General features: G+C 68.4%; 12 protein-coding genes. 10 read left to right on the top strand and 2 right to left on the bottom strand.

The window, feature by feature from the left end:
• Positions 1–124: 124 nt before the first annotated feature.
• The 5 genes from CQ393_RS12455 (at position 125) to CQ393_RS12435 (ending at position 5,694) form a co-directional block, all read left to right on the top strand.
• On the top strand, positions 125–508 hold the full coding sequence (locus tag CQ393_RS12455) for a RidA family protein (protein ID WP_153191875.1): 384 nt from the start codon (positions 125–127) through the stop codon (positions 506–508).
• A gap of 9 nt (positions 509–517) precedes the next feature.
• Positions 518–2,662 (top strand): ATP-dependent DNA helicase RecG, encoded by a 2,145-nt coding sequence (gene recG / locus CQ393_RS12450; protein ID WP_153191874.1) that lies wholly within the window; start codon positions 518–520, stop codon positions 2,660–2,662.
• 65 nt (positions 2,663–2,727) lie between these two features.
• The gene (locus CQ393_RS12445) at positions 2,728–3,669 is read left to right on the top strand and encodes a nucleoside hydrolase (protein ID WP_153191873.1); all 942 of its coding nucleotides are present in this window, start codon (positions 2,728–2,730) and stop codon (positions 3,667–3,669) included.
• Between the two features lie 83 nt (positions 3,670–3,752).
• The gene (locus CQ393_RS12440; protein ID WP_153191872.1) at positions 3,753–3,995 is read left to right on the top strand and encodes a type B 50S ribosomal protein L31; all 243 of its coding nucleotides are present in this window, start codon (positions 3,753–3,755) and stop codon (positions 3,993–3,995) included.
• 424 nt (positions 3,996–4,419) lie between these two features.
• Positions 4,420–5,694, top strand: coding sequence for a citrate synthase (locus tag CQ393_RS12435; protein WP_343199954.1), 1,275 nt, complete (start codon positions 4,420–4,422; stop codon positions 5,692–5,694).
• Between the two features lie 410 nt (positions 5,695–6,104).
• On the opposite strand, the gene CQ393_RS12430 is transcribed toward CQ393_RS12435, so the two are convergent.
• On the bottom strand, positions 6,105–6,731 hold the full coding sequence (locus CQ393_RS12430) for a hypothetical protein (RefSeq protein WP_153191871.1): 627 nt from the start codon (positions 6,729–6,731) through the stop codon (positions 6,105–6,107).
• An 81-nt stretch (positions 6,732–6,812) separates the two neighbouring features.
• The gene (locus tag CQ393_RS12425) at positions 6,813–9,245 is read right to left on the bottom strand and encodes a penicillin-binding protein 1A (protein WP_153191870.1); all 2,433 of its coding nucleotides are present in this window, start codon (positions 9,243–9,245) and stop codon (positions 6,813–6,815) included.
• A gap of 216 nt (positions 9,246–9,461) precedes the next feature.
• Between CQ393_RS12425 and CQ393_RS12420 the strand changes: the two genes are divergently transcribed.
• The 5 genes from CQ393_RS12420 to CQ393_RS12400 are packed head-to-tail and all read left to right on the top strand — an operon-like array spanning position 9,462 to position 14,339.
• On the top strand, positions 9,462–10,520 hold the full coding sequence (locus CQ393_RS12420) for a pilus assembly protein PilM (RefSeq protein WP_343199953.1): 1,059 nt from the start codon (positions 9,462–9,464) through the stop codon (positions 10,518–10,520).
• Entirely contained in the window at positions 10,520–11,221 is a 702-nt protein-coding gene (locus CQ393_RS12415) for a PilN domain-containing protein (RefSeq protein ID WP_153191868.1), read from the top strand. Before CQ393_RS12420 ends, CQ393_RS12415 begins: the two co-directional genes overlap by 1 nt.
• On the top strand, positions 11,218–11,895 hold the full coding sequence (gene pilO / locus CQ393_RS12410) for a type 4a pilus biogenesis protein PilO (RefSeq protein WP_153191867.1): 678 nt from the start codon (positions 11,218–11,220) through the stop codon (positions 11,893–11,895). Before CQ393_RS12415 ends, pilO begins: the two co-directional genes overlap by 4 nt.
• Complete coding sequence (locus tag CQ393_RS12405) at positions 11,895–12,431, top strand: pilus assembly protein PilP (RefSeq protein WP_153191866.1); 537 nt, start codon at positions 11,895–11,897, stop codon at positions 12,429–12,431. Before pilO ends, CQ393_RS12405 begins: the two co-directional genes overlap by 1 nt.
• Positions 12,432–12,452: 21 nt before the next feature.
• Complete coding sequence (locus tag CQ393_RS12400) at positions 12,453–14,339, top strand: type IV pilus secretin PilQ family protein (RefSeq protein ID WP_153191865.1); 1,887 nt, start codon at positions 12,453–12,455, stop codon at positions 14,337–14,339.
• Positions 14,340–14,373: the final 34 nt, after the last annotated feature.

The following is a 14,373-nucleotide window of genomic DNA, read 5'->3' as shown; positions in this document are numbered from 1 at the left end:
CTCCGGCAGGTGGCGAAGAATTGTCCAGCATCGCGGTGCCGTGGCATTGCCCGACATCGCGCGGGAACCGATGCAGCGGGGGCGGACGCTACAATGGCGCGTCTTATCCCAACCGGAGCTCCCCATGTCCCGCCAGATCATCAACACCGCCAACGCGCCGGCCGCCATCGGCCCGTACTCGCAGGCCGTGCGCGCCGGCAACACCGTGTACTTCTCCGGCCAGATCCCGCTGGACCCGGCCACCGGCGAGATCGTCGCCGGCGACGTCGCCGCGCAGGCGCGCCGCGCCTTCGACAACCTCAAGGCGGTGGCCGAGGAAGCCGGCGGTTCGCTCGACAAGATGGTGCGCCTGGGCCTGTACCTGACCGACCTGGGCGAGTTCGCCAAGGTCAACGCGGTGATGCAGGAATACTTCCAGGCACCGTTCCCGGCCCGTTCCACCATCGAAGTGTCCGGCCTGCCCAAGGGCGCGGCGTTCGAGGTCGACGCGGTGATGATCCTGGACTGATCCACACGCATGGCGCGTACCCGGCCGGCCGCCCCCGCACTGGCGGCCAGTGGCGAGACGCCGGTGACGGCGCTGCCGGGCGTCGGCCCGGCGGTGGCCGCCAAGCTGCAGGCGCGCGGCATCGGCAGCCTGCAGGACCTGTGGCTGCACCTGCCACTGCGTTACGAAGACCGTACCCGGCTCAGCGCCATCGCCGCGCTGCAGCCCGGCGCCGCCGCGCAGGTCGAAGGCCGGGTGGTCGCGGTGGAGCGCGGCTTCCGCTACCGGCCGATGCTGCGGGTGGCGGTGGAGGACGATTCGCGCGGCACCCTGGTGCTGCGCTTCTTCCATTTCCGCGCCGCGCAGGTGGCGCAGTTCGCGGTCGGCGCGCGCCTGCGCTGCTATGGCACCCCGCGTCCCGGCCAGCACGGGCTGGAGATCGTGCACCCGAGCTACCGCATGCTCGGCGACGGCGAGGACGCCGGCCTGGGCGACGCGCTGGATCCGGTCTATCCGGTCGTCGAAGGCATCGGCCCGGCGACCCTGCGCAGGCTGATAGGGCAGGCGCTGGAACGCCTGCCCGGCGAGGCCGCGCTGGAGCTGTTGCCGGCGCATCTGCTGGTTGGACTGGCGCTGCCGTCGCTGCGGCAGGCGCTGTTGACCATGCATCGTCCGCCCGCCGACGCCGACGTGGCCGCGCTTGGCGCCGGCACGCATCCGGCGCAGCGGCGGCTGGCGATGGAAGAACTGCTCGCCCACCACCTGAGCCTGCGCCGCCAGCGCATCGCCCTGCAGCGGCATCACGCTCCCGCGTTGAAGGGCGGCGACAAGCGCGTGCGGCAGCTGCGCCAGTCGCTGCCGTTCCGCCTCACCGGCGCGCAACAGCGCGTGTTCGCGCAGATCCGCGAGGACCTCGCGCGCCCGCACCCGATGCTGCGGCTGGTGCAGGGCGACGTCGGTTCCGGCAAGACCGTGGTGGCGGCGCTGGCGGCGATGCTGGCGGTGGAGCAGGGCAAGCAGGTGGCGCTGGCGGCGCCGACCGAACTGCTCGCCGAGCAGCACCTGGCCAATCTTCGCGGCTGGCTGGAACCGCTGGGCGTGCGCGTGGCCTGGCTGGCCGGCAAGGTCACCGGCAAGGCGCGCGCGAAGGTGCTGGAGGACATCGCCTCCGGCCAGGCGCAGGTGGTCGTCGGCACCCATGCGCTGATGCAGGACACCGTGGTCTTCCACGACCTGGCGCTGGCCATCGTCGACGAACAGCACCGCTTCGGCGTGCACCAGCGGCTGGCGCTGCGCGACAAGGGCGCCGATGGCCGCAGCGTGCCGCACCAGCTGGTGATGACCGCCACGCCGATCCCGCGCACGCTGGCGATGGCGGCGTATTCCGACCTGGACGTGTCGGCGATCGACGAACTGCCGCCCGGGCGTACGCCGGTGCAGACAATCGTCATCAGCGCCGAACGCCGGCCCGAGTTGGTCGAGCGCATCCGCCTGGCCTGCGCGCAGGGGCGGCAGGCCTACTGGGTGTGCACGCTGATCGACGAGAGCGACGACGAGGACGGGAAACCGGGCGCGGACGCGGGACGCATGGAAGCCGTCGCCGCACAGGCGACCTTCGAGGCCTTGTCCGCACAGCTGCCGGGCGTACGCGTCGGGCTGGTGCACGGGCGCATGAAGGCCGCCGAGAAGCAGGCGGCGATGCGTGCGTTCAAGCTTGGCGAGACCGGCCTGCTGGTCGCCACCACGGTGATCGAGGTCGGCGTGGACGTGCCCAACGCCTCGCTGATGATCATCGAGAACGCCGAGCGTCTGGGCCTGGCGCAGCTGCACCAGCTGCGCGGGCGGGTGGGGCGCGGCGCGGCGGCGTCCAGCTGCGTGCTGATGTACCAGGGGCCGCTGTCGGCGATGGCGCGGCAGCGGCTGGAGACCATGCGCCAGACCAACGACGGCTTCGTGATCGCCGAAAAGGACTTGGAGCTGCGCGGCCCCGGCGAGCTGCTCGGTACCCGCCAGACCGGCCTGGCCGCGTTCCGCGTGGCCGACCTGGCCCGCGACGCGGCCCTGCTGCCGGGCGTGCATGCCCTGGCCGAGCGCCTGCTGGCCGAGGCGCCGGCCGTCGCCGACCGCGTCGTGGCGCGCTGGGTGGGCGGCGCGGCGCGCTACGCCTCGGCCTGAACGCGCACTTCCCCTGCCATGGCCCAGGTGCCAGACTCCATGGCCGACCAGAAGACAAGCATGAGATGAGCAAGAAGATTCCGTTGCTGATTGATACCGACCCGGGCGTGGACGATGCGCTGGCGCTGCTGATGGCCTTTGCCGACGAGCGCCACGAGGTGATCGGGTTGACGGTGGCGGCGGGCAACGTCGGCCTGGACTACACCGTGCGCAACGCGCTGAAGCTGTGCGAAGTGGCCGGCCGCGAGGATGTGCCGGTGTTCGCCGGCGCGCCCGATCCGCTGGTGTATCCGGCCGAGGATGCCGCCCATGTGCACGGCCGCGATGGCTTCGGCGATGTCGACCTGCCCGTCGCCGCGCGCGCGGTGGAAGCCGAGCATGCCGCGCTGGCGATCCTGCGCCTGTCGCACCAGTACGCCGGGCAGTTGCTGCTGGTCGCGCTGGGGCCGCTGACCAACATCGCGCTGGCGCTCAAGCTCGACCCGACCCTGCCGCAGCGCGTGAAGCGCTTCCTGGTGATGGGCGGGGCGATCACCGGCCACGGCAACATCACCCCGGTGGCCGAGTTCAACATCGCCTTCGACCCCGAAGCGGCGCACATCGTGTTCAGCGCGTTCCCGCATATCGACGTCGCCGACTGGGAAGCCACCGTGGCCCATGGCCTGCTGCACCGGAACGTGGAGCAGTGGCTGGCCGCCGATACCGACAAGGCGCGCTTCTACGAACTGATCTCGCGCCAGACCCGGCTGTGGTCCGAGGACAGCCGCGGCGAGCACTGGTACGCGGCCGATGCGCTGGCGATGGCCTGGGCGCTGCAGCCCGAAGGCGCGACGAAGCTTGAACAGCGCCCGCTGGCGATCGAGATGGCCGGCGGCCGCACCCGCGGCGCCACCGTGGTGGACTGGAACCGCCAGACCGGCGCGCCGGACAACACCACGCTGCTGATCGGCTACGACCAGGAACGCTTCGAAAGCCAGGTGCGGCGGGCGCTGGGACTGGTTTCCTGACTCCGTGCATTTCCGGCTTGCCCAGGCGGGCAGGCCGGGACTATAATGCCGCTCTTGACCACCAGCCCACACGGTGCGAGCCCATGAAGGCCGACATTCATCCCGATTACCACGACGTCGTTTTCCACGACGTGACCTCCGACTTCAAGTTCCTGACCCGTTCGACCATGTCCTCCAAGGAGACGGTCAAATGGGAAGACGGCGAAGAGTACCCGCTGATCAAGGTCGAAATTTCCTCGGCCTCGCACCCGTTCTACACGGGCAAGCACAAGGTCATCGATACCAGCGGCCGCATCGACAAGTTCCAGAAGCGCTACGCGCGCTGATCGGAAGCTGTCGTTTCGCCAGAGCAGCGGCCGCGCCTAGCGCGGCCGTTGTTTTGTTGCCGCCTTCCGCGGCGGTAACCCGCGTTGTCCATGGATCGCATCGAAAGCCGTTTCCGGCGGCTTCGGCTGGCCGCCACTCAGGGCGGGCGGCCTCGAAACCGTTGCCCCGCCCGATGCCGGACGGTTTCTCCAGTGGGCTTCCTGCCGCCGCCTTCCGCGCTGAACACCCGCGTACCGCGCCGGTACCGCGATCGCGACGCTGTGTCGCGGACATGCGTCGTCCATAGGACTTTCGTCTGGCAACCGGCAAATGCTGCTGTGCGATAATGGCGCGAACCGCGGTGGAAAACCGCGGAACTTCCTTCACGCGTCTGCCCGTCATTCCTCGTCAGGACAGGCGCCTTCCACTTGAGGAGCGCACACTGTGTCCGATCTTGATCAGGTCACGCTCAACGCCGGCGAAAAATCCGTCGTTCTGCCTGTAGTCAAACCCGTCCTGGGCAACGACTGTGTCGATATCTCGAAGCTGACCAAGGAAACCGGTCTCTTCACCTACGACTCCGGCTACACCGCCACCGCCAGCTGCAAGTCGGCCATCACCTACATCGATGGTGACAACGGCGTGCTGCTGTACCGCGGTTACCCGATCGAGCAGCTGGCCGAGAAGTCCAGCTTCGTCGAAGTCGCCTACATGCTGGTCAATGGCGAGCGTCCCGACGCCGCGCAGCTGAAGGCGTTCGAGGCCGAGCTGGCCGAGGAAGCCGGCGTGGACGCGTCGATCAACACGCTGATCGGCAGCTTCGCCAAGGACGCGCACCCGATGGCGATCCTGGCCGCCGCGATCGCGCAGCTGTCGGCCAAGTATCACGCTTCGCTGGACCTGGCCGATGCCGAGCAGCGCCGCAAGGCCGCCGTGCGCCTGATCGCCAAGGTGCCGACCCTGTCGTCGCTGATCTACCGCCATGGCAAGGGCCTGCCGGCCAACGCCCCGGACACCTCGCTGGACTACGTCAGCCGCTTCCTGAAGCAGACCTTCGAATCGGCCGACGGCAAGTACGAACTGAACCCGAACGTGGTGAAGGCGCTGGACCTGCTGTTCATCCTGCACGCCGACCACGAGCAGAACGCCTCGACCTCGACCGTGCGCCTGGTCGGTTCGACCGGCGCCAACCCGTACGCATCGGTCGCCGCCGGCGTCACCGCGCTGTGGGGTCCGGCCCATGGCGGCGCCAACGAGGCCGTGCTGAAGATGCTGGAAGAGATCGGCAGCGCCGACAACGTCGAGTCCGCCGTACTCAAGGCCAAGGACAAGACCTCCGGCTTCCGCCTGATGGGCTTCGGCCACCGCGTCTACAAGAACTTCGACCCGCGCGCGAAGGTCATCGGCAAGATGACCCAGAACGTGCTGGAGCAGCTGAACCTCAAGGACCCGCTGCTCGACGTCGCCGTCAAGCTGGAGCAGGCCGCGCTGCAGGACGACTACTTCGTCGCCCGCAAGCTGTACCCGAACGTCGATTTCTACAGCGGCATCATCTACAAGGCGCTGCAGATCCCGACCGAGATGTTCACCGTCATGTTCGCCCTCGGCCGCACCGCCGGCTGGGTGTCGCACTGGCTGGAACAGCAGGTCGATCCGGAAATGAAGATCGGCCGTCCGCGCCAGGTCTACACCGGCCACGACGTGCGCGACTACACCTAAGGATGCGGGCGCAGCGATGCGCCACCGTCATGCGAAAGGCCCCGCTCCGGCGGGGCTTTTTGTTGTCGCCTCCTGGGTGGCAACCGCCCGGGCTGCGGAGAAGTCGGGAACCGCTTCGACGATCCCGGGTGCAACTCTTCGGGCCATCGGCGAGCGAAGATTGAAGCCGTTCCTGGCGGCTCCCTGCCGGGCGGCGGGCGGCGGGCGACGGCAAGGTCGTTCCCGCGATCCGTTTTCCACAGCGCCTGTGCGGCACTCCCGGCAAAAGCTGTGGACAAGTTCGTCGTGGCCATGTGCCACGGGCTTTTCCAGGGCGTGGTGAAAATATGTCCACCAGCGCCGCGGTGCGGATGCGTGCAGTGGCGCTCGATTCCGGGGCCGGCGCGAGTGATCGTGCTGCGGCGAGGGGATTACGCCGATGCTTCGGCCAGCAGTTGCCGCACCTGCGCGAGTGTCGCCCTCGGCATTGGTTTGCCGTCGTCGCTGCAAACCGGCGGATGGTGCAGGGCGTCCTCGGGGAGCACGATCAATTCGAAGGCGATGCCGTCGGCGGCGAATTCCCAGCCCGGATAACGCTGCCGCGCCGCATGTCCGGCCAACTGCAGCGGCGACGTGCGCGCCTCGGCGGGGATGCGCTGGTCGTGCAGGAAGCGCTGCACGGCGTCGCTGTCGTCGCAATGCAGGTGCAGGGTCACCGGACTGCCGTCATCGGCGGTGCCTGCGAGCACCGCGCCGGCCAGACGCGGATGGAAGGCGTGCAGGAACTGCATGGCCTGCACGGCCGACTCGCGATGCCGGCGCAGTGCGGTCGGCTGGGAATGCGCGTCGAACAGGCGCTGCTGCTCGCGCAGCATCTCGATCACCTGGGCCTGGCGTGGCCACAGCGCCTCGTCGTGGATGCCGAGCCGGTTGGCCGCCTTGCGCCGGGCCTGGTCGAGATCGTGGATGCCGCTCTCGCGGACCAGGCGGGCGGCTTCCTGGGCGATCAGCAGGCGCTCGCGGCTGCCGCGCTGCGCGTTCGGTGCCGGGCGTGGCATCGGGTCACCCTCTGGTTGTCGGCAGCCCGCCGGAATCCGGGCCGGTGCGGGATGGCGGCGGGGCCGCCATCCCGGCGTGCATCAGAAGATGTCGAACGCGGCGTCGTCGGCCTGCGTGTCGTTCTGGTCGAAGTCGAATTCCTGCATCCGGTCCAGGTCCTCGACCTTGATCCACTCGGTAGCGCCGTTGACGCTGGCCTCGACCATGCCCGACGGCGGGTCGTTGCGCGCGATCGGCGCATCCTTCAGCGCCACGCGCATGTAGTCGATCCAGATCGGCAGGGCGGCGCGGCCGCCGTACTCGCGGTAGCCCAGCGAGCGGAAGTCGTCGCGGCCCACCCAGACGGTGGTCGCGAGCGCGCCGCCGAAGCCGGAGAACCACGCGTCGCGGTGGTCGTTGGTCGAGCCGGTCTTGCCGCCCACGTCCTCGCGGCCCAGCACCTTGGCCGCGGTGCCGGTGCCGCGCTGGACCACGTCGCGCATCATCGACACCAGTTGGTAGGCGGTGCGTTCATCGATGGCGCGCGGTGCGGTGCGGGCGTCGGGGTTCGGCGTTTCCGGTTCGGTCTTGGGCCCGATTTCGCCGGCGACGGCCTCGGGCCTGGCCGGCGCGGGCGCGGCCTCGGCACCGAAGTTGAAACCGTCCACGACCTGGCTGGCCGGCGTCGCGCCGGCGGCGCTGCCGCCGCAGCCGCGGCAGGCCAGCGCCGGGTTTTCCTTGAACACCACGTTGCCGTCGCGGTCCTTGACCTCGTCGATCGTCCAGGTGTCCACGCGCGAACCACCGTTGGCGAACACCGCGTAGCCGCGCGCGACCGACAGCGGGGTCAGCGAGGCGGTGCCCAGCGACATCGACAGGTTCGGCGGCAGCTCCGCTTCCTGGAAGCCGAACTCGCTGATGTACTTGCGGGCGAAATCCACGCCGATGCTGTCCAGCAGCCGCACCGACACCAAGTTGCGCGACTGCACCAGCGCCTCGCGCAGGCGCATCGGGCCGCGGAAACCGCCGCCGTCGTTCTTCGGCTCCCAGGTCTTGCCGCGGCGGTCGCGGAACACCACCGGCGCGTCGAGCACGATCGAGGCCGGGTTGAAGCCCTTGTCGAACGCGGCCGCGTACAGGAACGGCTTGAAGCTGGAGCCGGGCTGGCGGCGGGCCTGGGTGGCGCGGTTGAACTTGTTGCCGGCGAAGCTGAAACCGCCGACCAGGGCGCGCAGGGCGCCGTTGTCGGCGTCGAGCGAGACCAGCGCGGCCTGGCCGGCCGGCAGCTGCTCGATCAGCCACTCGCCCTCCTTCTCGCCGGCACGCACGCGGATGACGTCGCCACGCGCGACCAGCTTGGCCGGCGTGCGCGCGGTCCAGCGGCTGGCGGCCGCCGGCAGCACCAGTTCGGTGCGGTTGGCGAGCACCACGCTGATGCCGCCGTCGGCATGGACCGCCGAGACGATGGCCGGCAGCAGCCCGGACTGGGCCGGGATCGCGGCGACCTGCCGGGCCAGCGCGGCGGTGTCGGCATCGGCGGGAACATCGATGTGCTGCTCGGCGCCGCGCCAGCCATGGCGGTGGTCGTACAGCAGCAGGCCGTCGCGCACCGCGATGTTGGCCGCTTCCTGCATCTGGCTGTCGATGGTGGTGGTGACGCGGTAGCCCTTGTTAAGCACGTCGCCGCCGTGCAGGGCGATCATCTCCTGGCGGACCATCTCGGCCACGTAGGGCGCGTTGACCTCGATCGGCGGCTCGTGCGGCGTGGCGTGCATCGGCACCGCCTTGGCCGCGTCGGCTTCGGCCTGGGGGATGAAGCCCAGGTCGGCCATGCGCTGCAGCACGTAGTTGTCGCGGCGCTGGCGCGCGCGCTCCGGGTTGCTGATCGGGTTGCCGCTGGACGGGAACTTGGGGATGCCGGCCAGCGAGGCCATCTCGTCCAGGTCCAGGTCGGCCAGCTTCTTGCCGTAGTAGTACTCGGCCGCCGCACCGACGCCGTAGGCGCGGTTGCCGAAGAAGCTCTTGTTCAGATACAGCTCGAAGATCTCGTCCTTGCTCAGCTCGCTCTCGATCTTTCGCGCCAGCAGGATCTCGGCCAGCTTGCGGGTGTAGCTGTACTCGGAACTGAGGAAGAACTGCCGGGCCACCTGCTGGGTGATGGTCGAGCCGCCCGGCACGCGCTTGTCGCTGGTGGTGGCCAGCAGCCAGACCGCGCGGGCGATGCCTTTGTAGTCGACGCCGCCATGCTCGTAGAAACGGGCGTCCTCGGTGGCCAGGAACGCCTGCTTCAGGCGCTCGGGCACGTCCTTCATCTGGATCGGATAGCGCCGGGTCTCGCCGAACACGGCCATCAGCTTGCCGTCGCTGGCGTAGACGTACATCGGCTCCTGCAGTTCCACCTCGCGCAGGGACTGCACGTCGGGCAGCTTGGAGGAGACGATGTAATAGAGGGCGCCGGCGGCGATGGCGCCCGCCAGGGCGAGGGCGACGAACAGTGCCAGCAGCCAGCGCAGCCAGCGACGGAAACGGGGCATCAAGCAGGATCCCGATTGCGGATTTCGTGGCCGCAGAGTATAGAGTACGCGAGGGAGCGGCTGGGGCCGTCCCTGGGGACAAGTGGTTGGGGATGGCTCTGCCGGCGTGACGTATTTCTCGGCCTGCGTGCGGAGCGGTTGCCAATCGCCAGAAATTCATTATTAATGCGCGGGCGCAACAAATGCGTCCAAGTGCCCGTCGGCAGGGGAGAAACCGTGGGGCTTATCCCAAAAAGTCAACAGCCGCTCATCGGCGTTGACATCAGTTCGACTGCGGTGAAGCTGCTTCAGCTCGCCCGCAGCGGCAATCGTTTCCGTGTGGAACATTATGCCGTGGAACCACTTCCGCCGAACGCGGTGGTGGAAAAGAACATCGTCGAGGTCGAGGCGGTCGGTGAAGCGATCCGCCGTGCCGTGGCGCGCTCGGGGACGCGCGTCAAGGGAGCGGCGGCCGCGGTGGCCGGTTCGGCGGTGATCACCAAGGTGATCCCGATGCCGGCCGATCTGGACGAGAGCGACATGGAAGCCCAGGTCGAACTGGAGGCGGTGAACTACATCCCGTATCCGATCGAGGAAGTGAGCCTGGACTTCGAGGTGCTCGGGCCGGTGCCCAACAACCCGGAAATGGTCCAGGTGCTGCTGGCGGCCTCGCGCTCGGAGAACGTGGAGCTGCGCCAGTCGGCGCTGGAACTGGGCGGGCTGGTGGCCAGGGTCATGGACGTGGAAGCGTTCGCGATCGAGAACGCCTTCGCGCTGGTGGCCAGCGAACTGCCGGTGGCCAGCGACGGCGTCGTCGCGCTGGTGGACATCGGCGCGACCATGACCACGCTCAACGTCCTGCGCGGCGGCCGCAGCCTGTACAGCCGCGAACAGGTGTTCGGCGGCAAGCAGCTCACCGACGAGGTGATGCGCCGCTATGGGTTGAGCTACGAGGAAGCCGGACTGGCCAAGCGCCAGGGCGGCCTGCCGGAGAGTTACGAGGTCGAGGTACTGGAGCCGTTCAAGGAAGCGACGGTCCAGCAGATCGGCCGCCTGCTGCAGTTCTTCTACGCCGGCAGCGAATTCAACCGCGTCGACCACATCGTGCTCGCCGGCGGCTGCGCGTCGCTGCCGGGCCTGCCGACCATGGTCGAGGAACAGCTCGGCGTGAGCACGTCGGTGGCCAATCCGCTGGCGCAGATGACGCTGGGCCAGAAGGTGCAGGCGCACGCGCTGGCCCAGGATGCCCCGGCGCTGATGATCGCCACCGGGCTGGCCCTGCGGGGGTTCGACTGATGGCACGCATCAATCTATTGCCGTGGCGCGCCGAACGGCGCAAGCAGCGCCAGCGCGAGTTCTACACCATGCTGGGCCTGGCCGCGCTCGCCGGCGTGCTGTTGTCGCTGCTCCTTTATTTCTATTACGACCGGCAGGTCAGCGGCCAGAACGAGCGCAACGCCTACCTCGAGACCGAGATCGCCAAGGTCAAGCAGCAGAACCAGGAGATCGAGCGGCTGGACCGGCAGAAGGACCGGCTGCTCGCCCGCAAGCAGGTGATCGAGGAACTGCAGGGCAAGCGTTCGCAGATGGTGCACCTGTTCGACGCGCTGGTGCGCACCATTCCCGATGGCGTGGTGCTGACCACGCTCAAGCAGGAAGGCGAGACGCTGACCTTGGAAGGCCGCACCCAGTCCAACGCGCGCGTCAGTGCCTACATGCGCAACCTGGAAAGTTCCGGCTGGATGACCAATCCGGAGCTGTCGATCATCGAGGCCAAGGCGCAGGAAGCCACCGGCAGTGCGGTGGACATCAAGTCGCTGCCCTATGTCTTCATGCTGAAGGTGAAGCTGCCGGCGCCGGGCGAGAACACGGCCGCCGAGCCGGCACCCGCGCAGGCCGAAGCCGCTGCGCCGGCTGCGGCCCCCGCGGCTGCCGCCTATGCGGCGCAGCCGGCGCCTGAGCCGGCGGCCGCAGCGCAGAAGGAGGCCCGCCCATGAGCCAGAAGAAGGGCAGTTTCAACAATCTGGACCTCAACAACATCGGCAACTGGCCGCAGGGCCCGAAACTGGTGTTCTGCGCCCTGCTGGCGGTGCTGATCCTCGGCCTGTCCTACCTGCTGGTGATCCGCGGCAAGTCCGAGGAACTGGGGGAGCTGGAAGCCAGGGAAGTCACCCTGCGCCAGGACTTCGAGAAGGAGCAGAAGCGCGCGGTCAACCTCGAGCCGCTCAAGCAGCAGCTCGCGCAGATGGAGCAGGTGCTGCAGCAGATGCTGCGCCAGCTGCCCAGCAAGACCGAAATGCCGGACCTGATCATCGACGTGTCGCAGACGGCGCTGTCCAGCGGCCTGAACAACGAACTGTTCAAGCCGGGCGACGAACAGCTGAAGGAGTTCTACGCCGAGAAGCCGATCGCGTTGCGGCTGGTGGGCAGCTACCACCAGTTCGGTGCCTTCGTCAGCGGCGTGGCCTCGCTGCCGCGCGTGGTGATCCTGACCATGCACGACATCAACCTCAAGCCGAAGGATCCCAAGGCCGGCATCACCGCGCGCAGCGGCGCGCTGGAGCTGTCCGGAACGGTCAAGACCTACCGTTACCTGGACGACACCGAGCTCGAGGAACAGGAAAAGAAGGCCGCCACCGAAGAAGTGGCGCGCAAGAAGGGGGGCAAGTGATGGATCGTTCCCTTCTTATCAAGGCCCTTTGCGCTGCCGCACTGCTGCTGGCGGCAACGGGGTGCTCGCGTGGAATCACCAGCACGCCGGGCGACGCGCCCAACCTGGAGAAATGGATCGCCGACGTGCGCGCACGTCCGGCCGAGCCGCTGGATCCGCTGCCGGTGATGCAGCAGTTCGAGACGTTCGAGTACTCGGCCCAGGGACTGCGCGACCCGTTCAGCGATGCCTGGGCCAATCCGGATGGGGGCAGCTCGCTGCGGCCGGATCCGAACCGCCGCAAGGAGCCGCTGGAAGCGTTCCCGCTCGACAGCCTGGACATGGTGGGGACGATCGGCAAGGGCGCCAGCATGGTGGCGCTGGTGATGGGGCCGGACAAGGTGACCTACCGCGTCCGTCCCGGCGTGTACCTGGGCCAGAGCGATGGCCGCGTCACCGGTGTGCGCGAGGACGGCATTGAGCTGATTGAACTGGTGCCCGATGGTGCCGGCGGCTGGCTGGAACGCCCGGCCTCGCTGGCGCTTGACGATCGATGAATGATTATTGGGGATAGCACGATGACTTTTTCCAAAGCCCTGAGCCTGCGTCCCGCCCGGCGCCAAGCGATGGTCCACGCCCGCGCATTGGGAGTTGCGCTGGCATTGGCCTGCGGCTCTCCGTTCGCGGCCTTCGCCGCGGCTACCGCGCCGGTTGCTCCGGCCGTGCAGCCGGCGGCGGCCGTCGCGGTCACCAAGGTCGACTTCAAGCGCGGCGACGATGGCGCCGGCCGCCTCATCCTGCAGTTCGACGGGCAGGGCGCCAGTCCCGACCTGCGGACGCAGGGCAACGACGTCGTGGTCGACATGGGCAACGCGACCCTGCCGGCCGAACTGCAGCGGCCGTTGAACGTGGTGGACTTCGCCACGCCGGTGCAGCGCATCGACGCCAGGCCGTCGGGCAAGGGCTCGCAGCTGGTGCTCAGCACCCGGGGCGCGTTCGAGTCGCTGGCCTACCAGTCCGGCAACGAGTACGTGGTGGAAATCTCGCCACGCCAGGAACAGGCCGCCACCGGTGCGGTGACCTCCACGACCGTGGCGCAGGCGGCCGCGACCGTGGCCGCACGCGGCTACAGCGGCCGCCCGGTGACGTTCAATTTCCAGGACGTGCCGGTTCGCACCGTGCTGCAGCTGATCGCGGAGGAGTCCAACCTCAACGTGGTCGCCTCCGACACCGTGCAGGGCAACGTGACCCTGCGCCTTGTCAACGTGCCCTGGGACCAGGCGCTGGACATCGTCCTGCGCGCCAAGGGCCTGGACAAGCGTCGCGATGGCGGGGTGATCTGGGTCGCGCCGCAGCCTGAGCTGGCCAAGTTCGAGCAGGAGAAGGAAGACGCGCGCATCGCCATCGAAGAGCGCGAGAACCTGGTGACCGACTACATCCAGATCAACTACCACAGCGCCGAGGCGATCTTCAAAGCCCTGACCGAGGCCAAGGGCATCGGCAACAACGGCACGACCGGTGGTGGCGGGACCGGTGGCGGGCAGCGCGAGAACGGCTTCCTGTCCCAGCGCGGCATGATCGTGGCCGACGAGCGCACCAATACGCTGATGGTCAGCGACATCCCGAAGAAGATCGCGCAGATGCGCGAGCTGATCGCGGTGATCGACCGGCCGGTCGACCAGGTGCTGATCGAGGGGCGCATCGTGATCGCGACCGATACCTTCGCGCGCGACCTCGGCGCGAAGTTCGGCGTCAACGTCAACAACCGCAATCCTGTCACCGGCAGAGGCGACGCGTACGGCGGCTCGCTCGGCACGATCGGCAACACCTCCACCGGCCGTGGGCTCAACGTGAACCTGCCGGCCGGCACGTACACCGAGACGCCGGCCAGCTCGATCGCCTACACCCTGCTGCGCGGCGGCTTCTCGCTGGACGTGGAACTGTCGGCCATGCAGGAGGAAGGACGCGGCGAAGTGGTCTCCAACCCGCGCATCGTCACCGCCAACCAGCGCGAAGGCGTGATCAAGCAGGGCAAGGAAATCGGCTACGTCACCATCTCCGGCGGCGGTGGCGCCGGCGGCGCGCCGACGGCCAACGTGCAGTTCAAGGAAGTGCTGCTGGAACTGAAGGTCACCCCGACCATTACCAAGGACAACCGCGTCTTCCTCAACATGAACGTGAAGAAGGACGAGGTCGACAGCATGCTGGAAGTGACCGACTACGGCACCGTGCCGATCATCAACCGCCGCGAGATCAACACCGCGGTGCTGGTGGACGACGGCCAGACCGTGGTGATCGGCGGCGTCTACGAGTTCAACGACCGCAGCAGCGTGGCCAAGGTGCCGTTCCTGGGCGACATCCCGTTCCTGGGCAACCTGTTCAAGAAGCGTGGCCGCAGCAAGGACAAGGCCGAACTGCTGGTGTTCGTGACCCCGAAGATCCTGCGCGTCGCCAAGCCGAACTGAGCCGAACTGAGCCGAACTGAGTCCGACCACCCGG

The organism is Stenotrophomonas sp. MYb238 (genome assembly GCF_009496535.1).
Taxonomy (GTDB): Bacteria; Pseudomonadota; Gammaproteobacteria; order Xanthomonadales; family Xanthomonadaceae; genus Stenotrophomonas.
The sequence above is the reverse complement of the archived record's forward strand: the minus strand, read 5'-3'. Positions and strand labels throughout refer to the sequence as shown.

Coding starts and splice junctions, on each gene's coding strand:
- CQ393_RS12455 (WP_153191875.1), top strand. CDS start 125: ATGTCCCGCCAGATCATCAACACCGCCAACGCGCCGGCCGCCATCGGC.
- recG (WP_153191874.1), top strand. CDS start 518: ATGGCGCGTACCCGGCCGGCCGCCCCCGCACTGGCGGCCAGTGGCGAG.
- CQ393_RS12445 (WP_153191873.1), top strand. CDS start 2,728: ATGAGCAAGAAGATTCCGTTGCTGATTGATACCGACCCGGGCGTGGAC.
- CQ393_RS12440 (WP_153191872.1), top strand. CDS start 3,753: ATGAAGGCCGACATTCATCCCGATTACCACGACGTCGTTTTCCACGAC.
- CQ393_RS12430 (WP_153191871.1), bottom strand. CDS start 6,731: ATGCCACGCCCGGCACCGAACGCGCAGCGCGGCAGCCGCGAGCGCCTG.
- CQ393_RS12425 (WP_153191870.1), bottom strand. CDS start 9,245: ATGCCCCGTTTCCGTCGCTGGCTGCGCTGGCTGCTGGCACTGTTCGTC.
- CQ393_RS12415 (WP_153191868.1), top strand. CDS start 10,520: ATGGCACGCATCAATCTATTGCCGTGGCGCGCCGAACGGCGCAAGCAG.
- pilO (WP_153191867.1), top strand. CDS start 11,218: ATGAGCCAGAAGAAGGGCAGTTTCAACAATCTGGACCTCAACAACATC.
- CQ393_RS12405 (WP_153191866.1), top strand. CDS start 11,895: ATGGATCGTTCCCTTCTTATCAAGGCCCTTTGCGCTGCCGCACTGCTG.
- CQ393_RS12400 (WP_153191865.1), top strand. CDS start 12,453: ATGACTTTTTCCAAAGCCCTGAGCCTGCGTCCCGCCCGGCGCCAAGCG.